Origin of the sequence: Pseudomonas koreensis, assembly GCF_025447595.1 — a bacterium.
In the GTDB taxonomy this organism is placed as follows: Bacteria; Pseudomonadota; Gammaproteobacteria; order Pseudomonadales; family Pseudomonadaceae; genus Aquipseudomonas; species Aquipseudomonas koreensis_H.
Genome location: NZ_JAOEJU010000007.1, coordinates 167,440 through 190,511, shown reverse-complemented (window position 1 = coordinate 190,511; position 23,072 = coordinate 167,440). Strand labels below are relative to the sequence as shown.

At 61.4% G+C, this 23,072-nt stretch carries 22 protein-coding genes and 1 riboswitch; of the genes, 7 read left to right on the top strand and 15 right to left on the bottom strand.

Going from position 1 to position 23,072, the window contains the following annotated elements:
- From N8H71_RS12115 to cobO, 6 genes are read right to left on the bottom strand one after another with little or no spacing between them, the layout of a single operon-like run.
- Positions 1-1,503, bottom strand: a complete 1,503-nt coding sequence (locus N8H71_RS12115) for a cobyric acid synthase (protein WP_262194147.1) — start codon at positions 1,501-1,503, stop codon at positions 1-3.
- Entirely contained in the window at positions 1,500-2,492 is a 993-nt protein-coding gene (gene cobD, locus N8H71_RS12110) for a threonine-phosphate decarboxylase CobD (RefSeq protein ID WP_262194146.1), read from the bottom strand. Before cobD ends, N8H71_RS12115 begins: the two co-directional genes overlap by 4 nt.
- A complete protein-coding gene (gene cbiB / locus N8H71_RS12105) occupies positions 2,485-3,393 on the bottom strand; it encodes an adenosylcobinamide-phosphate synthase CbiB (RefSeq protein ID WP_085747065.1) in 909 nt (302 codons plus the stop codon). The genes cobD and cbiB overlap by 8 nt, the downstream gene beginning before the upstream one ends.
- Positions 3,390-4,040, bottom strand: a complete 651-nt coding sequence (bluB, locus tag N8H71_RS12100) for a 5,6-dimethylbenzimidazole synthase (RefSeq protein WP_262194145.1) — start codon at positions 4,038-4,040, stop codon at positions 3,390-3,392. Before bluB ends, cbiB begins: the two co-directional genes overlap by 4 nt.
- The gene (locus N8H71_RS12095) at positions 4,037-5,332 is read right to left on the bottom strand and encodes a cobyrinate a,c-diamide synthase (protein WP_262194144.1); all 1,296 of its coding nucleotides are present in this window, start codon (positions 5,330-5,332) and stop codon (positions 4,037-4,039) included. Before N8H71_RS12095 ends, bluB begins: the two co-directional genes overlap by 4 nt.
- A complete protein-coding gene (cobO, locus tag N8H71_RS12090; RefSeq protein WP_007950401.1) occupies positions 5,329-5,940 on the bottom strand; it encodes a cob(I)yrinic acid a,c-diamide adenosyltransferase in 612 nt (203 codons plus the stop codon). Before cobO ends, N8H71_RS12095 begins: the two co-directional genes overlap by 4 nt.
- Before the next feature lie 81 nt (positions 5,941-6,021).
- A riboswitch (cobalamin riboswitch) is annotated at positions 6,022-6,247 on the bottom strand.
- Between the two features lie 166 nt (positions 6,248-6,413).
- On the opposite strand from cobO, the gene N8H71_RS12085 reads away from it, so the two are divergent.
- A complete protein-coding gene (locus tag N8H71_RS12085) occupies positions 6,414-6,998 on the top strand; it encodes a hypothetical protein (RefSeq protein WP_064378668.1) in 585 nt (194 codons plus the stop codon).
- Positions 6,999-7,063: 65 nt separating this feature from the next.
- Positions 7,064-8,377: a PQQ-dependent sugar dehydrogenase gene (locus N8H71_RS12080; RefSeq protein WP_262194143.1), complete on the top strand. Its 1,314-nt coding sequence runs from the start codon at positions 7,064-7,066 to the stop codon at positions 8,375-8,377.
- Positions 8,378-8,442: 65 nt separating this feature from the next.
- Here N8H71_RS12080 and N8H71_RS12075 read toward each other — a convergent pair whose 3' ends face one another.
- The 5 genes from N8H71_RS12075 to N8H71_RS12055 form a co-directional block, all read right to left on the bottom strand.
- Complete coding sequence (locus tag N8H71_RS12075; protein WP_262194142.1) at positions 8,443-8,979, bottom strand: C40 family peptidase; 537 nt, start codon at positions 8,977-8,979, stop codon at positions 8,443-8,445.
- Positions 8,980-9,198: 219 nt separating this feature from the next.
- A complete protein-coding gene (locus tag N8H71_RS12070; protein ID WP_007950397.1) occupies positions 9,199-9,819 on the bottom strand; it encodes a C40 family peptidase in 621 nt (206 codons plus the stop codon).
- 214 nt (positions 9,820-10,033) lie between these two features.
- The gene (gene hda, locus N8H71_RS12065; protein WP_007950396.1) at positions 10,034-10,738 is read right to left on the bottom strand and encodes a DnaA regulatory inactivator Hda; all 705 of its coding nucleotides are present in this window, start codon (positions 10,736-10,738) and stop codon (positions 10,034-10,036) included.
- A gap of 210 nt (positions 10,739-10,948) precedes the next feature.
- Positions 10,949-12,022 (bottom strand): AI-2E family transporter, encoded by a 1,074-nt coding sequence (locus N8H71_RS12060; protein WP_115077048.1) that lies wholly within the window; start codon positions 12,020-12,022, stop codon positions 10,949-10,951.
- 35 nt (positions 12,023-12,057) lie between these two features.
- Positions 12,058-13,116, bottom strand: a complete 1,059-nt coding sequence (locus tag N8H71_RS12055; RefSeq protein WP_262194141.1) for a DUF2066 domain-containing protein — start codon at positions 13,114-13,116, stop codon at positions 12,058-12,060.
- 375 nt (positions 13,117-13,491) lie between these two features.
- Here N8H71_RS12055 and purM point away from each other — a divergent pair, with 375 nt between their 5' ends.
- From purM to N8H71_RS12040, 3 genes are read left to right on the top strand one after another with little or no spacing between them, the layout of a single operon-like run.
- Positions 13,492-14,550 carry a phosphoribosylformylglycinamidine cyclo-ligase gene (gene purM / locus N8H71_RS12050; protein WP_007950393.1) on the top strand — a complete coding sequence of 353 codons (1,059 nt, stop codon included), beginning with the start codon at positions 13,492-13,494 and terminating at the stop codon, positions 14,548-14,550.
- Positions 14,550-15,200 (top strand): phosphoribosylglycinamide formyltransferase, encoded by a 651-nt coding sequence (purN, locus tag N8H71_RS12045; RefSeq protein WP_262194140.1) that lies wholly within the window; start codon positions 14,550-14,552, stop codon positions 15,198-15,200. Before purM ends, purN begins: the two co-directional genes overlap by 1 nt.
- Positions 15,201-15,208: 8 nt before the next feature.
- Entirely contained in the window at positions 15,209-15,922 is a 714-nt protein-coding gene (locus N8H71_RS12040; protein WP_007950391.1) for a DUF3108 domain-containing protein, read from the top strand.
- Positions 15,923-15,975: 53 nt separating this feature from the next.
- Here the strand turns inward: N8H71_RS12040 and N8H71_RS12035 are convergent, their stop codons facing one another.
- Both N8H71_RS12035 and N8H71_RS12030 read right to left on the bottom strand, forming a co-directional pair.
- Positions 15,976-17,601 carry a methyl-accepting chemotaxis protein gene (locus N8H71_RS12035; RefSeq protein ID WP_262194139.1) on the bottom strand — a complete coding sequence of 542 codons (1,626 nt, stop codon included), beginning with the start codon at positions 17,599-17,601 and terminating at the stop codon, positions 15,976-15,978.
- A 130-nt stretch (positions 17,602-17,731) separates the two neighbouring features.
- Positions 17,732-18,787 carry an amidohydrolase family protein gene (locus N8H71_RS12030; protein WP_279309584.1) on the bottom strand — a complete coding sequence of 352 codons (1,056 nt, stop codon included), beginning with the start codon at positions 18,785-18,787 and terminating at the stop codon, positions 17,732-17,734.
- Between the two features lie 128 nt (positions 18,788-18,915).
- On the opposite strand from N8H71_RS12030, the gene N8H71_RS12025 reads away from it, so the two are divergent.
- The gene (locus N8H71_RS12025) at positions 18,916-19,332 is read left to right on the top strand and encodes an OsmC family protein (protein ID WP_039769799.1); all 417 of its coding nucleotides are present in this window, start codon (positions 18,916-18,918) and stop codon (positions 19,330-19,332) included.
- 61 nt (positions 19,333-19,393) lie between these two features.
- Positions 19,394-20,284 carry a pirin family protein gene (locus N8H71_RS12020; protein WP_262194137.1) on the top strand — a complete coding sequence of 297 codons (891 nt, stop codon included), beginning with the start codon at positions 19,394-19,396 and terminating at the stop codon, positions 20,282-20,284.
- Positions 20,285-20,326: 42 nt separating this feature from the next.
- Here the strand turns inward: N8H71_RS12020 and N8H71_RS12015 are convergent, their stop codons facing one another.
- Both N8H71_RS12015 and htpG read right to left on the bottom strand, forming a co-directional pair.
- Positions 20,327-21,055: a dienelactone hydrolase family protein gene (locus tag N8H71_RS12015; protein WP_179692221.1), complete on the bottom strand. Its 729-nt coding sequence runs from the start codon at positions 21,053-21,055 to the stop codon at positions 20,327-20,329.
- Positions 21,056-21,123: 68 nt separating this feature from the next.
- On the bottom strand, positions 21,124-23,028 hold the full coding sequence (gene htpG / locus N8H71_RS12010) for a molecular chaperone HtpG (protein WP_262194135.1): 1,905 nt from the start codon (positions 23,026-23,028) through the stop codon (positions 21,124-21,126).
- Positions 23,029-23,072 lie beyond the last annotated feature (44 nt).

The window sequence follows — 23,072 nt, the reverse complement described above, 5'->3', positions numbered from 1 at the left end:
TCAGCACCCTGTGGGAGCGGGCTTGCCCGCGAAGAGGCCATCACATCCAGCCTGGATGCCACAGAGTTCACACAACAGATCGGTATCGAGATGCTTCTCCACCAGATCCGCCAGCCGCTCGATGTCGCGCTCGCGCAGGCCGTGGTAATCCACCTCCTGCACATCGTTCAGACCGGCCCAGCGCAACAGCGCGGCACTGGCCGCCGGCGATTCGAACAGGCCATGCAGGTAGGTGCCGAAAATCTGCCCGTCGAGACTTTGCGCGCCGTCGCAGCGACCGTCGTCCAGAAGCACAGCGGCATTTTCCAGCGCAGATCCGGTCGTCACGCCGGCATGGATTTCATAACCGCTGACCTCGGCATCTTCCAGCGCCAGACGTCCGCGCACATTGCGCAATTGCTTCTCGGCTTCGAGCTGTGTCTCAAACGCCAGCAACCCCAGACCGGCGCTGGAACCCGGCGCGCCTTCAAGGCCCAGCGGATCGTGCACCTGCTCGCCGAGCATTTGCAGACCGCCGCAGATCCCGAGCAATTTGCCGCCGTAACGCAGGTGACGGCGGATGGCCGGTTCCCAGCCATTGGCGCGCAGATAGGCCAGGTCACTGCGCACGCTTTTCGAGCCCGGCAGGATGATCAGGTCGGCAGCCGGAATCGCTTGCCCCGGGCCGATGAATTTCAGATCCACCTGCGGATGCAGGCGCAACGGATCGAAATCGGTGTGGTTGCTGATGCGCGGCAGTACCGGTACCACCACTTTCAGGACTTGCTCGGCCTTGTCGGTCTGGCGCTGGTCGATGCCGTCCTCGGCTTCCAGATGCAGGTCCAGCACGTACGGCAGCACGCCCACCACCGGTTTGCCGGTGCGCTGTTCCAGCCAGTCGAGGCCCGGTTGCAACAAGGCGATGTCACCGCGAAACCGGTTGATGATGAAGCCTTTGACTCGTGCCTGTTCGCTCGGCGACAGCAGTTCCAGCGTGCCCACCAGATGAGCAAAGACGCCGCCGCGATTGATGTCGGCAATCAACAGCACCGGGCAATCCACCGCTTCGGCGAAGCCCATGTTGGCGATGTCGCCGGCACGCAGATTGATCTCTGCCGGCGAACCCGCGCCTTCGACCATCACCAGCGGATACGCGGCGCTCAAACGCTCGTGGGAAGCGAGCACGGCCTGCATGGCGATGGCTTTGTAGTCGTGATAGGCGACGGCGTTCATGCTGGTGACCGCACGGCCGTGGATGATGACCTGGGCGCCGGTGTCGCTGTTGGGTTTGAGCAGCACCGGATTCATGTCGGTGTGAGGTTCGAGAAACGCCGCTTGGGCCTGCACCGCTTGCGCACGACCGATTTCGCCGCCGTCGGCAGTCACCGCGCTGTTGAGCGCCATGTTCTGCGGTTTGAACGGCACCACGGCAACGCCCTGACGGGTTGCCCAGCGGCAGAGCGCCGTCACCAGCGTGCTTTTGCCGGCATCGGAGGTGGTGCCCTGCACCATCAGGGTTGTCATTGGATTTCCTTGACGAAAGCTTGCAACGCCTGCTCCAGACGCGTTTCTTCAGCGGCATTGGCGGGCAGACCGAAACGCAGGCTGCTGTTATGCACAAATAGGCGTACCAGAATGCCGCGTCGGGCCAGAAAGTCTTGCAGCGTCGCGGCGGACTCGGTGATCAGCCACTGAAAAAGCGCGCAACCGCCCTGCGGTTCGAAACCGTTGCGCGCAAGGAGCGAAGCCAAACGCTCGCTGGCCTCGTCGCTGCGGATGCGCTGGCGGGTATGGCCTTCGGTGTCGCGCAGACAAGCCTGCCCCAGCACGCGAGTCGGCCCGCTGACCGCCCATGGCCCGACCTGCTCGGCGAGCAATTTGAGCAACTTGCGCTCGGCCAGCACGAACCCCAGCCGCACACCGGCCAGACCGAAAAACTTGCCGAACGAACGCAATACGATCAAACCCACTTGATGGGCATGCGGCGCCAGACTCAGTTGCGGCGTGTTGTCCATGAACGCCTCATCGACTACCAGCCAGCCACCGCGCCGGGCCAGCCGCGCATGCCAGTCGAGCAATCTGGCCGGGGTCAGACTGAGACCGGTGGGATTGTTCGGATTGACCACCACCAGCACATCGAGATTGTCTACGAAAAAATCGACCTCCTGCTCCAGCACTTCACGCACGATATAGCCGCTGCGGCGCCAGGCTTCGGCATGCTCGGCATAACACGGCGACAACACACCGACCTTGCCAGCCCGGCGCAAACGCGGCAGCAACTGGATGGCCATCTGCGAACCGGCCACCGGCAGCACTTGCGCCGCGCCGTAGTAATCGCACGCGGCCTGCTCCAGACCATCATCGCTCTCCGGCAGGCGCGCCCAGGCCCGCAACGGGATGTCCGGGACCGGAAACGGCCAAGGCGCCAGCCCCGTGGACAGGTCGAGCCAATCTTCCTCAGCGATGCCGTATTCGAGCGCCGCCCTGCGCAACCGGCCACCGTGCTCAAGCATAGAATTCAGCCCCCACGCAGAGAATCAGCAGCCATAACCATACCCCGCGCTGGACCAATTGCCAGCCGCGATCAATGGAATCGGCATCCGCCGGTACGCCCTCGCCCAGTTGCGGACGCTCGTGCAGCTCGCCGTGGTAAATCGCCGGGCCACCCAGCTCGACGCCCAAGGCACCCGCGCCGGCGGCCATCACCGGGCCGGCATTCGGGCTGTCCCATTTCGGCGCCTGAGTGCGCCAGCATTTCAGCGCGAGTCGGGTCTTGCCCAACAGCGCGTAGGTCAACGCCACCAGCCGCGCAGGAATGTAGTTCAGGACGTCGTCGATTTTTGCCGCCGCCCAGCCGAAACGCTCGAAGCGTTCGTTGCGATAGCCCCACATCGCGTCGAGCGTATTGCTCAGGCGATAGAGCACCACGCCCGGCGCACCGGCCACGGCAAACCAGAACAGCGCGGCGAACACCGCATCGCTGCCGTTTTCCAGCACCGATTCGGTGGCGGCGCGGGCGACGGCGGTGCTGTCCAGCTCATCGGTCTGACGGCTGACCAGATAACCCACACGCTTGCGCGCCTCTTCCAGATCATCGGCGCGCAGAGCCTTGGCGACCGGCTCGACGTGTTCGCCGAGACTGCGCATGCCGAGGGCGCAATACAGCGCAAGAATCTCGACGATCCAGCCCACATACGGCGCCCAGGAAAACGCCGTGGCCAGCAGGGTCAGCGGCAACACCGCGATCACCCACGCGGTAACGCCATGGCTGCGCCAACCGCGACCAGCGCTATTGAAACGTTGCTCGATGCGCCCGGCGAAATTGCCGAACGCCACCAGCGGATGCCAGCGTTTCGGTTCACCCAGCAGCGCATCCAGCGCAACCGCGGCGACACTCAACAACGCCACACTCATTGACTCACTCCCCAAAAATTTTCATACAGCAGCTCATTGAGCGGACGCGCCTGCGCCCACCCTTCGAGTACCAGCATCGGCGCCGGATAGAATTCCTTGACCGGCCCCAGGCAAAGCACCGCCAGCGGCTTGGCCCCGGCCGGCAGTTTCAGCAGATCGGCCAGCGCCTGTGGGTCGAACAGCGACACCCAGCCCATGCCTAGGCCTTCGGCACGCGCGGCCAGCCACAGGTTCTGGATTGCGCAGGACAGCGACGCCATGTCCATTTCCGGCAGCGTGCGGCGGCCAAAAATGTGCCGCTCGCGATCGTCCATCAACGCCGCGACCAACACTTCGGCGCAGTCGTTGATGCCCTCGACCTTAAGCTTCATGAACTCGTCACTGCGTTCGCCCAGGGCTTCGGCGGTGCGCACGCGTTCTTCTTCAACAAGGTTCTGGATCTGGCCACGTAGCGCGCGGTCGCTGATACGGATGAAGCGCCACGGCTGCATCAGGCCGACGCTCGGCGCCTGATGCGCGGCTTCAAGCAAACGGCGCAGCAGTTCAGGCTCGACCGTGCCGCCGCTGAAGTGGCGCATGTCGCGACGTTCGGCGATAACGCGGTAGACCGCTTCGCGCTCGGCGTCAGTGAAGGCGTTGTCGGTCATGGCACCAACAGTGCGGCAATCGCCGACGGATTCGACGGAAAGTAAAAATGCACGTACGAGGCAGTCATCCGTCCTTCCCGATATACCGCTTCCGCGCCGCGCCCGCCGTTGGGACTGTGGCCACGGGCAATCGGTGTCAGTTCGGTGGTAGTCAAGGAATGGTGATAGGTGTGGCCGCGCAACAGGCCCTCAGGTAGTTCGACCTCTTGCAGCGCCAGCGCGGCGAGGCGTTTTTGCATCACGGCGTCGCCACTCAGCAGGCCGACCAACTCAGCGCGGGTGCCTTCGACATCGGTCAGCGAGTCGAGCAGATAAAGCATGCCGCCACATTCGGCGAGCAGCGGTTTGCCGGCCGCATGGTGCGCGCGGATCGCTTTGAGCATGTCAGTGTTCTGCGACAAGGCAACGTGGTGCAATTCCGGATAACCGCCGGGCAGGTACAGACTGTCAGCATCGGGCAATTGCGTATCGCGGATCGGCGAGAAGAAACTCAACTCGGCGCCCATCGCCCGCAACAGATCGAGACTCGCGCCGTAGGTAAAGGCGAAGGCTTCGTCGCGGGCGACGGCAATTCGCACGCCTTCGAGCAGCTTTTCGGTCTCAAGGATTTCTGGCGCGGCGAATTCCACGGCCGGTGGCAGCGCTACCTCGCAAGTGCCGGCCAGCGCTTCGGCGGCGGCGTCGAGGCGCACGTCGAGGTCATTGAGTTCGCTGGCCTGCACCAGACCGAGATGGCGGCTCGGCAGTTCGATCCCGGTTTCCCGGGACAATGCGCCATACCAGCGCAGGCCTTCGGTGAGGCTGCCTTCGAGCAATTGCGCATGGCGCACGGTGCCGACACGGTTGGCCAGCACGCCGGCAAACGGCAAATCTGGCTGATAGCGCGCCAGGCCCAGCGCCAAGGCGCCGAAGGTCTGAGCCATAGCCGTGCCGTCGATCACACCCAGCACCGGCACGCCGAAATGCCGGGCCAGGTCGGCGCTCGACGGCGTGCCGTCGAACAACCCCATCACGCCTTCGATCAGGATCAGATCGGCTTCAGCGGCGGCTTCCCACAGCAGTCGACGACTTTCCTGCTCGCCGACCATCCACATGTCCAATTGATAGACCGGCGCACCGCTGGCGCGCTCGAGAATCATCGGGTCGAGAAAGTCCGGGCCGCACTTGAACACGCGAACCTTGCGCCCCTGATTGCGATGCAGACGGGCCAGCGCGGCGGTGACGGTGGTCTTGCCCTGACCGGAGGCCGGCGCGGCGATCAGTACCGCCGGGCAGTGACGTGGTTGATTCAAAGTTCGACGCCTTTCTGCGCTTTGATGCCGGCCTGAAAGGCGTGCTTGATCATGCCCATTTCGGTGACGGTGTCGCCCATCTCGATCATTTCCGGCTTGGCGGCGCGACCGGTGACAATCACATGCTGCATTGGCGGGCGGGCCTGCAGATCGCTGAGCACCTGATCCAGATCGAGGTAACCGTGCTTGAGAGCGATGTTCAGTTCATCGAGCACCACCAGACCGATCGACGGATCGCGCAGCAGCTCGCGGGAGACTTCCCAGGCCGCTTCGGCGGCGGCGATGTCGCGCTGGCGGTCCTGGGTTTCCCAGGTGAAGCCCTCGCCCATCACATGAAAACGCACTTGCTCGGGGAAGCGGCGGAAGAACAACTCTTCGCCGGTGCTGTTGCGGCCCTTGATGAACTGCACCACGCCGCACTGCATGCCGTGGCCCATGGCGCGGGCGAGCATGCCGAATGCCGAGCTGCTCTTGCCTTTGCCGTTGCCGGTCAGCACCAACACCAAGCCGCATTCGTCTGGCGAATTGGCGATGCGTTCGTCGATCACGGCTTTTTTGCGCTGCATGCGCGCCAGGTGGCGCTCGTCGCGTTCGGGGGAATCAGTCATGGGGGAGCTCTCCGTTGAGGCTGGATAACGGCGGGCAGGCACAAGAATAGACGGCAACAAGCCTGGCATCGCCCACCGTGATGCCGCTGGATGGATCAGGCCGGTCTCCGGGCTCATGAGCGGCTGGTGCCTGGCTGCGCGCCTTCCCGCTTTTACGCAGTGGCATCAGACGCAGCTTTTACTCATTTACCGTTGCGGGGGCAGCGCCGGGATCGTGAGGGCTCTTCGCTTGAAGACCCGCCTCACCGGCTTCCCTGTTTCACTCTGTCGACAGCGGTCACAGAGCACCTGAAACAAGCCGCGAAGGTTAGAGGGTTGGGGGTGGAGCGTCAATTGAAGAGGAGCTTGTGCGGCGAATAACTGCCGCCGATCAATTAACTGACGCCAATCTTGTGCCACACTGTCAGCAGTGATATCAAAGAGCCATGCTTTTTGACTGCAGAGAGCACATCACAATAACAAGGGAGAGCACCATGCAAGGCATGATCATCAGCAATCCGCGGCTGGAATTCCTGCGCCCGGTGCTGGAACGCTGGTTTGACTGTATCGACCGCTACAACGCCGTGCGCGGCGACAACGACACCCCCTACTGGCACGACGAAAAAGCCAACCTCGGCCTGCTGTCCGCCGCTGCCTGGATGGCCGAACTGGTGACGCTGCGCGACACCGCCACCCGCAAACAAAACGAAGAAGGCGAGCGCAATGCCCGCGCCGACCTGTTTATCGCTGGCGCCGAGGATCGCGCCTACATTCAGGCCACTCAACGCTGGCCGCGCGTCACCAGCCTGAATCTGACCCAGGCTCTGGCGGATATCACCAGCGACGCCAAGCGCATCAGCTACGCCAGCGACCTGAAACTCGGCTGCCTGTTCGTCGCCCCGCAAAAAGCCCAGCACAGCGCCAGCCCGGAAGAACTGCAGGACATGGTCGACGACCTGCAAAAGGAACACACCTGCGCCGTCGCCTGGTACTTCCCCTACGCCTATCGCAAATTGCGCAGCGAAGCCGGCAACTATCACCCCGGCATTGCCGTGCTGTTCAAGGAAGCCCGCGGCTGAGGGTTGAACCATCGGGCTTGCGCGCTTCTCTATGATAAAGAATGCATTCATAGGGAAGATCAGTAATGCGCAAGCCCCAGCTCGTTTTCGTCATCGTGCTCGCCGGAGGGCTCGCCGCCTGTGGTGAATCCTCCAGCCTGCAAGTCTCCGACGGCACCGGCCCGTCACCCCGATTGCCCGAACCGAACAAGACCCTGATCCCGACGGTGAACATCGCCCCGGCCATCGGCTGGCCGGCCGGCGCGAAACCGACGGCAGCGGCAGACACTCAAGTGGCAGCCTTTGCCGAGAACCTCGATCACCCGCGCTGGCTGTATGTGCTGCCCAATGGCGATGTGCTGGTGGCGGAAACCAACGCCCCGCCAAAACCTGATGACGGCAAAGGCATTCGCGGTTGGGTGATGAAGAAAGTCATGGGCCGCGCCGGTGCCGGCGTTCCCAGCCCGAATCGCATCACCCTGCTGCGTGACGCCGATCATGATGGCGTGGCCGAAACCCGCACGGTGTTCCTGCAGAACCTCAACTCGCCGTTCGGCATGACTCTGGTTGGTAACGATCTGTACGTCGCCGATACCGATCGCCTGCTGCGCTTTAACTACGAGCCCGGCGCGACCGAAATCAAGAGCCAGCCGATCAAGGTCGTCGACCTGCCGGGCGGCACGCTCAACCATCACTGGACCAAGAACGTCATCGCCAGCAAGGACGGCAGCAAGCTGTACGTCACCGTCGGTTCGAACAGCAACGTCGGCGAAAACGGCCTCGATCAGGAAGAAGGCCGTGCGGCGATCTGGGAAGTGGATCGCGCCACTGGCAATCACCGGATCTTCGCTTCGGGCATCCGCAACCCCAACGGCCTGGCCTGGGAGCCGCAAACTGGCGCGCTATGGACAGCCGTGAACGAGCGTGACGAAATCGGCAGCGATCTGGTGCCGGACTACATCACCTCGGTCAAGGACGGGGGGTTCTATGGCTGGCCGTTCAGCTACTACGGCCAGCACATCGACGTGCGCGTGGAACCACAGCGGCCGGACATGGTGGCCAAGGCCATCGCCCCCGACTACGCCGTCGGCCCGCACACCGCCTCACTGGGCCTGACTTTCGCCGAAGGCAATCGCCTGCCGGCGCAGTTCAAGGAAGGCGCATTCATCGGCCAGCACGGTTCGTGGAACCGCAAGCCGCACAGCGGTTACAAGGTGATCTTTGTGCCATTTGCCGCTGGCAAGCCGAGCGGGACGCCAGTGGATGTGCTGACCGGCTTCCTCGACAAGGACGAGAACGCTTTGGGTCGCCCGGTCGGCGTCGTGATCGACCAGCAAGGTGGATTGCTGGTGGCAGATGACGTGGGGAACAAGGTGTGGCGGGTGTCAGCGACCCGCTAGCGTATTGCAGGCATAAAAAAACCCGTGGGAGCCATTCCGCTCCCACGGGTTTTTATGTATCTGGACTACGGGTTGTGCGCCAGATGTTCTGGCTGCAGAACGCGCTTGGCGCTCAGATAAGCCTTCTGCCAATACGCCTTCGACAGGCTGTCCAGCTTCACCGTACCACCGGTGGCCGGCGCATGAACGAAGCGCCCTTCCCCGACGTAGATCCCCGCATGACTGACCTGTGAGCCGCCATTGGTGGCGAAGAAGATCAGGTCGCCAGTCTGCAGCCCTTCCTTGCCGACATTCGGCGCCTGCATGACGATCATCTCGCGGGTCGAACGCGGCAGGCTGATGCCGGCGGCATCGCGGTAGACAAACCCGATCAGGCCGCTGCAATCAAAGCCCGAATCCGGCGTATTGCCGCCCCAGCGATAAGGCGTGCCCACCAGCCCGAGCGCGCGGAACAGCACGTCTTCGGCAGCGGGTGAAAAGGCCTGGGAGGGTCCGAACACGATAGGAGCGCGAACCACCGGCGCAGGCGGCGGAGTGCGGCTGGCGCAAGCGCTGAGCAGCGCTGCGAAGAACATCAAGGCAAAGCGGGCCGACATCGTCATATGCAGAACATCCTGATCTGGCTGAGGCTTTGACTGCCGATTCGACAGAAAACAAAACCGCCTGCGTTGGGACGCAGGCGGTTTGCCATCAATATAGATCAGGATTCTAGCGGCTACGCGGCAAACTTCAAGTAAGACTTTAACTTCACCTTGTAAAGTTTAAGTCTATTGCCTCTGAAGGGCCGCTTTGTCGCCACGAGCGTGGCGACAATCGAGTGATTACTTGCGAGCGGTTACCACGGTTGGAGCGTTCGCCAAAGCACGTTTGGCTTCGATGAAGGTCTTGCTCCAGTAGCTGTCGCCCAGGCTGTCGATGCGAACACCGCCGCTGCGACGAGAGCTGGAATGGATGAACTGGTTGTCGCCCAGGTAGATCCCGGCGTGGCTTACACGACCGCGACGACCATTGGTGGCGAAGAACAGCAGATCGCCCGGCTCGAGGTTGCTGCGCGAAACCAGCGGCGCATCCACGTTGATCATTTCGCGGGTGGAGCGCGGCAGGTTCATGCCGGCTTCTTCGCGGAACAGGTAGCCGATGAAACCGCTGCAATCGAAACCGGCTTCAGAGGTACCGCCGAAACGGTAACGGGTACCGATCAGGGACATGCCGCGTTCGAGGATGCTGTCGGCCAGAACCGGAAGCTGGTAAGGCTTCTTGCCGTTGAAATCGGCGAGTTCTTTTTCGGTGTCCAGCTCTTCCTGGTAAATAACGGAAGACTGGGCGGTGGCAGAGTTTTTAGCCTGTTGTTGCTGCTCTTGATTAACAGGTGAATGAGCAGCGCAACCGAACAACAGGGTGACGAGTGCGAGAGGCACGAGGGGTGCGAAGCGCTTTAGCATGGGCACGACCGTGGCTGATAGTTGTAAAGAAGCCGAGACTATGCCCGCTATCAGCCTCATTTGCAAATTCAATCGATCTTTTTGTGACTTCTCGGTTTCTCGTTAACATCTAAGCGCTTAAGCCTATTTGAGTCGAGACGCGGCCTGTGCAACCCACAGGAAAGCGGGTTTTCTGACGCCTGAAATATGCCGAAACCGGCTGAAAGCCCCGGTTTTACCAGCCCAGCGTTTCTTTCAGGAAGGGAATGGTCAGCTTGCGCTGAGCCTGCAAAGAGGCCTGATCGAGCTGCTCCAGCAGATCGAAAAGCGCGCTCATGCTGCGGGTACCGCGAGTCAAAATAAAATGCCCGACCTCGTCGGTCAGATGCAGACCGCGACGGGATGCGCGCAATTGCAGGGCACGCAATTTGTCTTCATCGGAGAGAGGACGCATCTGGAAGATCAGCGCCAGGGTCAGGCGCGATTTCAGGTCGGCAAGTTTGATCGGCAGTTCACGCGGCGAAGTGGACGCCGCAATCAGCAGACGCCGACCGCTGTCACGCAGACGATTGAACAGATGAAACATCGCCTCTTCCCAGTCCGCCTTGCCGGCAATCACTTGCAAGTCATCCAGGCAGACCAGTTCGTACTGTTCGAGGTTGTCGAGGATTTCGATGCCGCGATCCATCAACTCGGCCAGCGGCAGGTACACCGCCGGTTCCCCCATCTGCTCGAAGCGCAGGCACGCGGCCTGCAACAGATGCGTACGCCCTACCCCGTGCTTGCCCCACAGATAGATCAGGCTTTCGGTCCAGCCGGCGTCGGCTTCGCATAGACGCTCGACATAGCCGAGTGCAGCGGCATTGGCGCCTGGGTAGTAGTTGATGAAGGTGGCGTCATCACGCAGACGCACACCTAGGGGCAGCTGAATCGGTTTCATGCTGACTGAACAGTTCCCAAGGAACCGTTAGTGGCCTCTGTGTAAAGTGAGCGAAGTTTATACCCGTGAAGCGGAGCGCACAATGCGACAGACCCCAAGCAAAATCAAAGGTTTGCGTTAACGTGCTGGTTTTATGACAGTTTCTTTGGCGCCATGGCCTGCATGAGACGGGCCAACCCGATGATCCATCGGGCAGCCCGCGCGTCCCGATTACAACTCCGGCTCATCCACCCCGCTATAGATGTCGGAATCCTTGTACAGATCGTGGACGTGTCGCACCAGCACCATGATCACCGCCGCCACCGGCAATGCCAGCAGCACACCGGTGAAGCCGAACAGCTCGCCACCGGCCAGAATCGCAAAAATCACCGCCACCGGGTGCAAACCGATCCGGTCCCCCACCAGCAAGGGCGTCAGCACCATACCTTCCAGCGCCTGACCGACCATGAACACCGCCACGATTCCGATCATCGGATACAGATCACCGCCGAACTGGAACAACCCGGCAATCAGCGCCGCACCGATGCCGATCACGAACCCCATGTACGGCACAATCGCCGCCAGCCCCGCGATCAGACCGATCAACAGACCCAGCTCCAGCCCGACAATCATCAGACCGGCCGCATAAATCACGCCCAAGGCCAGCATCACCAGCAACTGCCCGCGCACGAACGCGCCGAGCACCTCGTGGCACTCACCCGCCAGCGCCACTACACGCTCCTCTCGATCACGCGGCAACAGGCCACGGATCTTGGCCATCATCACGTCCCAGTCGCGCAGCAGATAAAAGCTCACCACCGGGATCAGCACCAGATTCGCCAGCCAGCCGATCAGCGCCAGGCTCGAGGCCGTCGCCTGACTCAGCACCACACCGACGATGTCGGTGGTCTGGCCCATGTGCTCGCTGATCGCGGCCTTGACCTTGTCGAACTTCCAGAAGCCGTCCGACAGCCCCAGCTTCGATTGCGCCCATGGCACCGCGGTGTGCTGCAACCAGTCGAGCATCTGCGGCGCCAGCTCATACAGCCGCAGCAATTGCTTGGCGAGCATCGGCACCAGCACCAGCAACAACGCGGTGACGATCAGGGTGAACAAGGCGAACACCGCAATCACACCCCAGGTGCGCGACAGCCCCAGGCGCTCCAGACGATCGACGAGCGGATCGAACAGATAGGCGAGCAGCAGCGCCACCAGGAACGGCGTGAGGATCGGATGCAGCAACCAGACAAACGCACAAAGCAGGAGCACCCCACCGAGCCAGAACCAACGCCGCGTATCGCCCATGTAACACTCCATTGCTTATATATAAGAAAGAAAACCTACCAGCGGAACCGCAAGGACGGCGCCACCGGTGTCGGCGTCGGCGCAACGACTGACGGCACCCCGGCGACCGCAGGTTGCGGCGCAGCGACCGGAGCCGGCGTCTCGGCCGGCAGTTCCTGCAGCTTCGCCAGCGACAACTGCGCTCGCAACTGATCAGCACTGCCATTGACCCGATACAGGATGCGATCGGCATCGACACTTTGCAGACGCACGCCAAACGGTTCGAGTAACCGCAGCAGCACCGCGTAGTGCTCCAGATTCATGCCATGCACCTCCAGGGTCTGCTGGCCGGACGCACCCGGTTTGGCCACAAAACGTGGCGCCAGACGTTCAGTGACCGCCAGCATCACCGCGTCTGCTACAGCTGCCTGATCCGCGCCCTGTACGTTGCCCGCCTCTTTTTTGTCGCCCAGCCACAATTGCCATTTGGCTTGCCATTGCCCGCCTTCCTCGCGGGCGTGCACCGCGAGCAAGGCATCTGCGTTGTAGCGCTCGGAAACGTTACGCAACGGGGCCGGGTCGGCTCCTTCGAGCGCTGGTGCCGTGGCAACCAATTGCTCGCTCAAGTCCGCCAACGGCAGGCGCAACGGCAACCCACGGTGCTGGGCGGCACGGCGCAAAGGCGCGGCACTGGCCTGACCGTCACCCACCAGACTCGAGCCTTCAGTTGAATCATTCAGCCACCAGCTCAAGATCGAGGGCCGATTGGCGCCCCACAGCGACAGCCCGGCGCGGCGCAACGCCTGCTCGGTGGTTCCCGGATCGAAATCGACTTTCAGTACTTCCGGCGGCCCGGCATCGAAACCGAACTGGCTGATGATCTGCTGCGGGTCCTTGCGAACCGGCGCCAGCCCCGGGTTCTGCGGGGCTTTCGGGTCGCCGGTCAGGCGCAGCACCAGCGTATCCAGCGCAGCCTGGGTCGCGCGATCGCGCTCTTCTGGCGACTGACCAGTGACCGGTTCGCGTACCTGATAAAGACCTTTGACGTTTTCGGCCTGAGTCGCCAGGCTGATCAGAGACAAGCCACCTACTAACAGCAATTTACAAAAACGCATGGAGAATTCCCGTCGACAAGAGCGGCTGGAACAGGCCGCGTGTACCGTTGTGGCAAGCCTGTGACCACAGGCCGTCGCAAAACATTCACACGCGGTCGGTAAGTTTTTGCACAGTCCTAACGATAGACGGTTCCTTATACAGGCACCCGTGATGTCATCCACAGCGTCAATTGCAAAATTTTTCCATCGATATGCCCCTGCCCGTCGGCGTGAGGATGGCCGCTGCCCCTCAAGCCTGATAAAATCGCGCGCCTTCGCAGACCGGCAACAGCCGGGCACCCCGAACTTCGCGTGAGGCAATCGCCCCTGTCGGATTCGGCGCTCCCGCTGAACTCGGTCGTTACCCCTGAATCCCCTCCCCTAAAGGCCTGGATCATGAGCAAGCAACCCTCCCTGAGCTACAAGGACGCCGGTGTAGACATCGACGCCGGTGAAGCATTGGTCGAACGCATCAAGAGCGTCGCCAAGCGCACTGCGCGCCCGGAAGTCATGGGCGGCCTGGGCGGTTTCGGCGCCCTCTGCGAGATCCCGGCCGGTTACAAACAGCCGGTGCTGGTTTCCGGTACTGACGGCGTCGGCACCAAGCTGCGTCTGGCGCTGAACCTGAACAAGCACGACAGCATCGGCCAGGACCTGGTCGCCATGTGCGTCAACGATCTGGTGGTGTGCGGCGCCGAGCCGCTGTTCTTCCTCGACTACTACGCCACCGGCAAGCTGAACGTCGACGTAGCCGCCACCGTGGTCACCGGCATCGGTGCAGGCTGCGAACTGGCTGGCTGCTCGCTGGTCGGCGGCGAAACCGCTGAAATGCCTGGCATGTACGAAGGCGAAGATTACGACCTGGCCGGCTTCTGCGTCGGCGTCGTGGAAAAAGCCGAAATCATCGACGGCTCGAAAGTCGCCACCGGTGATGCCCTGATCGCCCTGCCATCGTCCGGCCCGCACTCCAACGGCTACTCGCTGATCCGCAAGATCATCGAAGTGTCCGGTGCCGACATCGAAACCGTTCAGCTCGACGGCAAGCCGCTGACCGAACTGCTGATGGCCCCGACCCGCATCTACGTGAAGCCGCTGCTCAAGCTGATCAAGGACACCGGCGCTGTCAAAGCCATGGCCCACATCACCGGTGGCGGCCTGCTCGACAACATCCCGCGCGTTCTGCCGAAAGGCGCTCAAGCCGTGGTTGACGTGGCCAGCTGGAACCGCCCGGCCGTCTTCGACTGGCTGCAAGAGAAAGGCAACGTCGACGAAACCGAGATGCACCGCGTTCTGAACTGCGGCGTGGGCATGGTGATCTGCGTGGCTCAGGAGCACGTTGAAGTTGCCCTGAACACCCTGCGTGACGCCGGCGAACAGCCTTGGGTCATCGGTCAGATCGCTGTCGCTGCCGAAGGCGCGGCCCAGGTCGAACTGAAGAACCTCAAGGCTCACTGATGTCCCAGACCTGTGATGTCGTGGTGCTGTTGTCCGGCACCGGCAGTAACTTGCAGGCCCTGATCGACAGCACGCGGACCGGCGACAGCCCGGTCCGCATCGCTGCGGTGATTTCCAACCGCGCCGACGCCTACGGCCTGCAACGCGCCAGTGACGCGGGGATCGCCACCCGCTCGCTGGATCACAAGGGATTCGAGGGCCGCGAGGCCTTCGATACCGCTCTGATCGAACTGATCGACGAATTCAACCCCACACTCGTGGTACTGGCCGGCTTCATGCGCATTCTCAGCGCTGACTTCGTCCGTCACTACCAGGGTCGCCTGCTCAACATCCACCCGTCGCTGCTACCCAAATACAAAGGGTTACACACGCATCAGCGCGCGCTGGAAGCCGGCGACGCCGAACACGGCTGCTCCGTGCACTTCGTCACCGAGGAACTCGATGGCGGACCACTGGTCGTACAGGCAGTAATACCGGTAGAGTTGCACGATTCGCCGCAAAGTCTGGCGCAACGGGTTCACGTTCAGGAACACCTGATCTACCCGATGGCCGTACGCTGGTTCGCCGAAGGACGGCTGAGCCTCGGCGAGCAAGGTGCTTTACTGGATGGCCAGTTACTTGGGGCCAGCGGTCACTTGATTCGAAACTAGGAGATTTTATGCGTCGCGCCCTGCTCTTCGCTTGCGCTCTGCTCGCCCTGCCTTTCGCCCAGGCAGCAGACCTTCAACCGTTCTCCGCCAGCTACACCGCCGACTGGAAGCAATTGCCCATGAGCGGCACCGCCGAGCGTAGTCTGACCAAACAAGCCAACGGCGTCTGGAAGCTCAGCTTCAAGGCCTCGATGATGATTGCCAGCCTGTCCGAGGAAAGCACCCTGACCCTGGACAAGGACACCCTGCTGCCACAGTCCTACCACTTCGAACGCGGTGGTCTGGGCAAGGCGAAAAAGGCTGACCTGGACTTCGACTGGGCCAACAAGCTGGTGACCGGCACCGATCGCGGCGACGCGGTGAAAATCCCGCTCAACCGCGGCATGGTCGACAAATCCACCTATCAACTGGCGCTGCAGCATGATGTGGCCGCCGGCAAGAAAAGCATGAGCTATCAGGTGGTCGATGATGGCGAAGTCGATACTTACGACTTCCGCGTGCTGGGTTCGGAGAAAGTCGAAACCAAGGCTGGCCAGATCGATGCGATCAAGGTCGAGCGCGTCCGCGATCCGACACAAAGCAAACGCATCACCGTCCTGTGGTTCGCCAAGGACTGGGATTACCTGCTGGTTCGTCTGCAACAGGTCGAAACCGACGGCAAGGAGTACAACATCATGCTCCTCGACGGCACGGTCAACGGCAAGACGGTCAAAGGCAGCTGATTCAACGAAAAGCCCCGCAAATGCGGGGCTTTTTTTCGCCTGTCGAACGCCGATCAGACCGAGAACTTGGCGACCATGCTGTTCAGGTCCACCGCCAGCCGCGACAGCTCCTGACTCGCAGCGCTGGTCTGATTGGCCCCCGCCGAGGTCTGCATGGCCAGATCACGAATGTTCATCAGGTTGCGATCGACCTCCCGCGCCACGGCCGCCTGCTCTTCCGACGCACTGGCGATCACCAGGTTGCGCTCGTTGATCAGGGTGAACGCCGAAGCTATTTCCTCCAACGCCACGCCGGCGGCCTTCGCCAGCTCCAGCGTCGAGCGCGCCCGAACGTTGCTCTGCTGCATCGAGCTGACCGCCGAATCGGTGCCCTGCTGGATGCCGCCGATCATCTGTTCGATTTCCTGCGTCGACTGCTGAGTGCGATGGGCCAGCGCCCGCACCTCATCCGCAACCACCGCAAAACCCCGCCCGGCATCCCCCGCACGCGCGGCCTCGATCGCCGCATTCAATGCCAGCAGGTTGGTCTGCTCGGCAATCGAGCGGATCACATCCAGCACCTTGCTGATGCTGTAGACCTTCTGCGCCAGCTCCTCTACCTGCGTGGCATTCGCCGTGACATCGTCCGCCAGCAACTCGATGGACGACACGGTCTGCTGGACCTGCTCGCGACCATGCTGGGCAATGCGATCAGACTCACGGGAAGCCTCGGAAGTCGCAACGGCATTGCTCGCCACCTCCTCCACGGCGGCGGTCATCTGATTGACCGCCGTGGCGGCCTGTTCAATTTCCAGACTCTGCTGGTGCAGCCCCCGCGTCGCATCCTCGGTGACGCAACTCAACTCCTCTGACGCCGAGGCCAGTTGACTGGAGGACTCCGAGATCCGGCGGATGGTATCGCGCAGGTTGTGCTGCATGCTCTTGAGCGCGTGCAGCAGCCGCGCCGGTTCATCCCTGCCGGAAATGCTGATATCCCCGGTCAGATCGCCGCCGGCCACCACTTCCGCGACATTGAGCGATTGCGACAGCGGCAGCACGATGCTGCGGGTCAGCAACAACGCCAGCGCAATGGTAATCAGCGCGGTAATGCCGATCATCACCCCGACCCACACCCGCGAATTAGTGAACACCAGCCGTGCCGCCTCGGTTGCGAGGTTGGCGTTGTGCTTGTTCAGCTCGACCAGCTCACGCAGGCTCACTGCAATTTCATCCGCCAGCGGGCTCATCTGCCCGTTGAGAATGGCCGCCGCCTCCTCCACTCGTCCCTGAACGGATAACGTCATCACCTGCGCCTGAAGCTCCAGGTACTTGTGTTCGGCAACCTTGAAGCGGTCGAACAGCGCGCGCTCTTCGGGCAATACGATCAGGATGTCGTAACGTTGCTGGGCTTCGCTCAGCACACCGCGCAGATCATTGAGCTTGGCGACATTCTGATCCAGCGCCTGCGGGTCGCGATTGAGCAACAGACGCATGGTCAGCGCGCGCAGGCGCAACATGTCCTGGCTCATCTCGCCCACCGCCATCACGCTGGGCAGCCAGTTATTGTCGACCTCGTCGGACTGCGCGCGCATGTTCGACATCTGCAGCAGGGCAAACGCCCCAAGGGCAAACACCATCAGCGCCAGCACGCCAAAACCCAGCCCGGCCCGGGGCGCAATATTGAGACTACGGATACTCATTGCTCTGGTTCCTTCCAAAAGCGCTGCATCAACCCTGCAGCTGGTTGCTCTAGAAGGTATCGGCCCTTTGGAAAATTGCGTAAGACCAAAACGTGATATCAAAAGGCCTCGATACTTCGAACCTGGCGCATTAACGATTCAGCGCGGGTTTGCCGGACTTGAGCGCTGTTCGCGGCAAGATCGCCAGGAAGTTGTCCCGTGCGACTTTTTTCGCGACCGCCTCAGGCAATGCATCGAGAAACGGCTTGAAGCCGTGGATTTCCTTGCCGAGCTTGTTGAATCGCCCGACCACGTCCGAACCGATCATGAAACGATCCGGATAGCGCTCCACCAGTTGCACCCACTCCGCTCGCGGCTGACCCTTTTCGTCCAGCAGATAAGGCGTCAGCAGGCTCCACGACAGATCAATGAACAGGTTCGGGTACGCCTCCAGCATTCGCGTCAGGGTCGGCAGCAGAAAATCCAGCTGCGTCTGATGACGATGGATTTCGGCGCTGGTGCCGGCATGCGCCCAGATAAACCGGGTGTGCGGATGATTACGCAGCGGCTCTTCGATTTCCTTCAGGTACAGCGGATTCTTCTCACGCTTGGAGGTGATGTTGGAATGCAGCATCACCGGCAGATCGTTTTCGGCGGCCAGGTGATAGATGCGGGTCATGGCCTCGTTGTTGGCGCGTGGCGTGTCACCCGAGGTGAGTGCCGTGAGGTCGTCGTGACGGGTGAATACCTCGCCGATGCCCTGCCACAAGCCGGGATACAGATCGAGCATGCGCTGGATGTGCGCGGCGGAGTTCTTGTCGTTGGGGTTGAAGCCTGAAAGAAACGGGTGAAAGTACTGGCGTTGCTCAGGTGTCAGCTTCTGCACCGCGTCGGCGACGATCACGTCAGTCGCGCTGTACCAATAGGCATCGGCGTCATCGCCGGCGTAGTAACGCGGACGCTTCGGCTCGTCTTCGTGCCATTTCTTCGCCACGGGAATGCCGGAAATCATCACGTGCTCGATGGAGTTTTCCTTCATGGCCGTCAGCAATTTCGGCATGCCGGCGGTTTCCTGGAAAAAATCCACGTAATGCAGGTGCGCGTCACTGTAGGTGTAATCCCGGGCACTGGCGACGCCGGTAAAAACCATCAGGCAGGCAAGACTCAAACGAAACACGGACACAAGCATTCTCCGGCAGACAGGCATAGCCTAGACCCTCGCCGGGCAACGAGGGTTCACCCGGCAAGAAAGTGGAACGCGCCTGTGTGGGAATGCTCTATACCTGCAAGGTCTTTTTTGATCGAATCCCTACTCCTACAGCTTGCGAGGTTCACATGACCGTTACCGTCAATACCGTGTCCGCCGAAGGTTTTCGCCACACTGTTCAGATCGATGAGCATGAGCTGTTTACAGACGTCCCGACGACTGCCGGCGGCGAAGGCTCGGCTCCGGAGCCGCACGATTACTTCGACGCCGCCCTCGGTGCCTGCAAGGCCCTGACCCTGAAGCTGTACGCGAAGAAAAAGGACATCCCGCTGACCGGCGTCGGCGTTGAGGTCAAACGCGACAACAGCCAGGAACAGAAAGGAAAATACGCGCTGCACGTGACCCTCACCCTCAAAGGCGTGCTCACCGATGCCCAGCGCGAAGAACTGCTGCGTGTTGCCGACCGCTGCCCGATCCACAAGCTGATGACCACCAGCGAAGTCACCATCGAAACCCACGCGCCAGTCGGCTTCGACAGCCAGTAATCACCCCGACGACACCGGCGGGTTATGCTCCACGCATCACCCGCTCAGCCTGGAATGGAACATGGATACCCAACCCCTGATCATCCGCCCGCGCGCCGAAGACGTCGAAGGCCAGCCGATTCTGCGCCCGCTGCCGTCAGCCAAATGCCGCAGCGTCGGGCCTTTCGTGTTTTTCGACCACATGCTCGAAACGGTTTATCCGGCGGGCAAAGGCATGAATATCCGACAGCACCCGCACATCGGTCTGTCGACCCTCACGTATTTGTTCGACGGGCAGATCCAGCACAAGGACAGCCTGGGCTCGGATCAAGTGGTCAGCGCCGGCGATGTCAGCTGGATGACGGCCGGCACGGCGATCGCTCATGTCGAACGCACGCCTGAACCGCTATGGGAACAAAGCTTCAAGATGCACGGCCTGCAAATCTGGCTCGCCTCGCCCAAGGATCACGAACAAGGCCCGGGGCATTACAGCCACCACCCGGCCGCGACCTTGCCGGTCAGCGATAACCTTGGCGTACAGATCCGCATGATCGCCGGGTCAGGCTTTTGCCTGGAATCACCGGTTCCGGTGCTTTCTCCTACGTTGTATGCCGAACTGAAGTTGCAAACCGCGACCACGCTGCTGATCCCGACCGAGCATGAAGAACGGGCGCTGTATGTCTTGAGCGGTGATGTGCAATTGAATGGCGAAGCGGTCGAACCCCATGCGCTGGTAGTGTTGCCGGCCGGGGAAGAGATGAGCCTGTTTGCCGAGAGCGACAGCCACGCGGTGTTGTTCGGTGGTGCGCCACTGGATGGGCCACGGCGGATCAACTGGAATTTTGTCGCAAGCGATCCGGCAGCGATCGATGAGGCGCGGCGCAAGTGGGCGGCCGGGGATTGGCCGACGGTGCCGGGGGAAGTCGAGCGGATCGAGCTGCCTAAATCGCGCAGCGAACCGACACCGCTGTAAAGCAACACTCCCACGCCAGGCGTGGGAGTGTGTTCAGCCGATTCAGCCCTTGAACACTTCTTCCAGCAAGTCATGCATCGACTTGAACGCCCGCGCTGCGGTCTTTGCGTCGTACATCATCTTGCCCGGTACATTGGCGTGCGGATCGGTGAACGAGTGCACCGCGCCGCCGTAGCTCAGCAACTGCCAGTCCACGCCTGCCGCGTTCATCTCGTCCTCGAATGCCGGCAACTGCTCTTTCGGCACCAGCGGGTCGGAAGCACCGTGCAGTACCAGCACCGAGCCTTTGATGTTCTTCGCATCGGCCGGGTTCGGCGAATCCAGCGTGCCGTGGAACGACACCGCCGCTTTCACCGCAGCGCCGGTGCGCGCCAGATCCAGCGCACAGCAACCGCCGAAGCAGAAACCGAACACCGCCAGTTTCGAGGTATCGACCGCCGCCTCGCCCTGCTTCTGCAATTGTTCGAACGCGGCCTGCATACGCTTGCGCAGCTGCGCGCGGTCATTCTTCAGCGGCATCATTGCCGCACCAGCCTGATCGGCATTCTGCGGACGCACGGCCTGGCCGTACACGTCAGCGATCAGCACCACATAACCCTTGGCCGCCACCGATTTGGCGATCTCTTCAGCGCCAGCGCTGACACCCATCCAGTTCGGCGCCATCAGCAGGCCCGGACGCGCGCCTTTGTGCTCGGCGTCGAACGCCAGGCGACCTTCATAAGGCTGGCCGTCAATCTGATAGACCACGGAACGTACAGTGACTTGGCTCATTTCTGACTCCTGATTGGTTGAACACCAGAATGAAAAAACCCGCCGAAGCGGGTTTTTCTACAGTTTGATCAAGCGGACAGCTCGACCAGCAGCTTGTTCAGGCGGCTCACGTAAGCGGCCGGGTCTTTCAAGCTGTCGCCAGCCGCCAGCGCGGCCTGGTCGAAGAGGATGTGCGACAGGTCGCCAAAACGCTCTTCGCTGGTTTCGTTGTCGAGCTTCGCGATCAGCGGGTGGCTCGGGTTGAATTCAAAGATCGGCTTCGAATCCGGCACCTTCTGCCCGCTGGCTTCGAGGATCTGACGCATTTGCAGACCCAGGTCCTGCTCGCCGATAGCCAGAATGGCCGGCGAATCGGTCAGGCGATGGGAAACCCGGACTTCGGCAACGGAATCGCCCAGTGCGGTTTTCAGACGCTCGACCAGACCTTCTTTCGACTTGGCGACTTCTTCTGCAGCCTTCTTGTCCTCTTCCGAGTCCAGGTTGCCCAGATCCAGGTCACCGCGCGCGACGTCGACAAAGCTCTTGCCGTCGAACTCGCTGAGGTAGCTCATCAGCCACTCGTCGATGCGGTCGGTCAACAGCAGCACTTCGATGCCTTTCTTGCGGAAGACTTCCAGGTGCGGGCTGTTCTTGACCTGCGCGTAGGTTTCGCCGGTGAGGTAGTAGATCTTGTCCTGACCTTCCTTGGCGCGCGCCAGGTACTCGGCCAGACCGACGATCTGTTCGCCGTCGGTACCGTTGGTCGATGCGAAACGCAGCAGACCGGCAATTTTTTCCTTGTTGGCGAAATCTTCGGCCGGGCCTTCTTTCATGACCTGACCGAAGTTTTTCCAGAAGCCCTTGTATTGCTCAGGCTCGTTCTTCGCCAGTTTTTCCAGCATGTCCAGAACACGCTTGGTCAGCGCCGACTTCATCGAGTCGATGATCGGGTCTTTCTGCAGGATTTCCCGCGACACGTTCAGCGACAGGTCGTTGGAGTCGACCACGCCCTTGATGAAGCGCAGGTACAGCGGCAGGAACGATTCGGCCTGATCCATCACGAACACGCGCTGCACGTACAGCTTCAGGCCTTTCGGCGCTTCACGCTGGTACAGATCGAACGGTGCGCGGGCCGGCACGTACAGCAGCGAACTGTACTCAAGCTTGCCTTCGACCTTGTTGTGGCTCCACGACAGCGGATTTTCGAAGTCGTGGGCGATGTGTTTGTAGAACTCCTGGTATTCCTCGTCCTTCACTTCGGTGCGAGGACGGGTCCACAGGGCGCTGGCGCGGTTGACGGTTTCCCATTCTTGCGCAGGCTGCTCTTCGCCTTCGGCAGCGGCCACTTCTTTCGGCAGCTCGATCGGCAGCGCGATGTGGTCGGAGTACTTCTTGATGATGTTACGCAGGCGCCAGCCATCAGCGAACTCGTCTTCACCGGATTTCAGGTGCAGGACGATGCGGGTGCCGCGCTCTGGCTTGTCGATGGTGGCGACTTCGAATTCGCCCTCGCCTTTCGACGACCAGTGCACGCCTTCGCTGGCAGCGGTGCCGGCGCGACGGCTATACACGTCAACTTTGTCAGCGACGATGAAGGCCGAGTAGAAGCCCACACCGAACTGACCGATCAGGTGCGAATCCTTCTTCTGATCGCCGGACAGGTTTTTCATGAAATCGGCGGTGCCGGATTTGGCGATGGTCCCCAGGTGGGCGATTACATCGTCACGGTTCATGCCGATGCCGTTGTCTTCGAGGGTGACGGTCTTGGCGTCCTTGTCGAAGCTCACACGGATTTTCAGTTCAGCGCCACCTTCGAGCAACTCAGGCTTGGCCAGGGCTTCGAAGCGCAATTTGTCGACGGCGTCAGAGGCGTTCGAGATCAATTCGCGAAGGAAGATTTCCTTGTTGGAATACAGCGAATGGATCATGAGGTGCAGCAGTTGCTTCACCTCGGTCTGGAAGCCCAGGGTTTCCTTTTGAGTTTCCACACTCATGGTCATCAAACTCCAATCAGATGGCATTGGCCGCGACCTTGCTG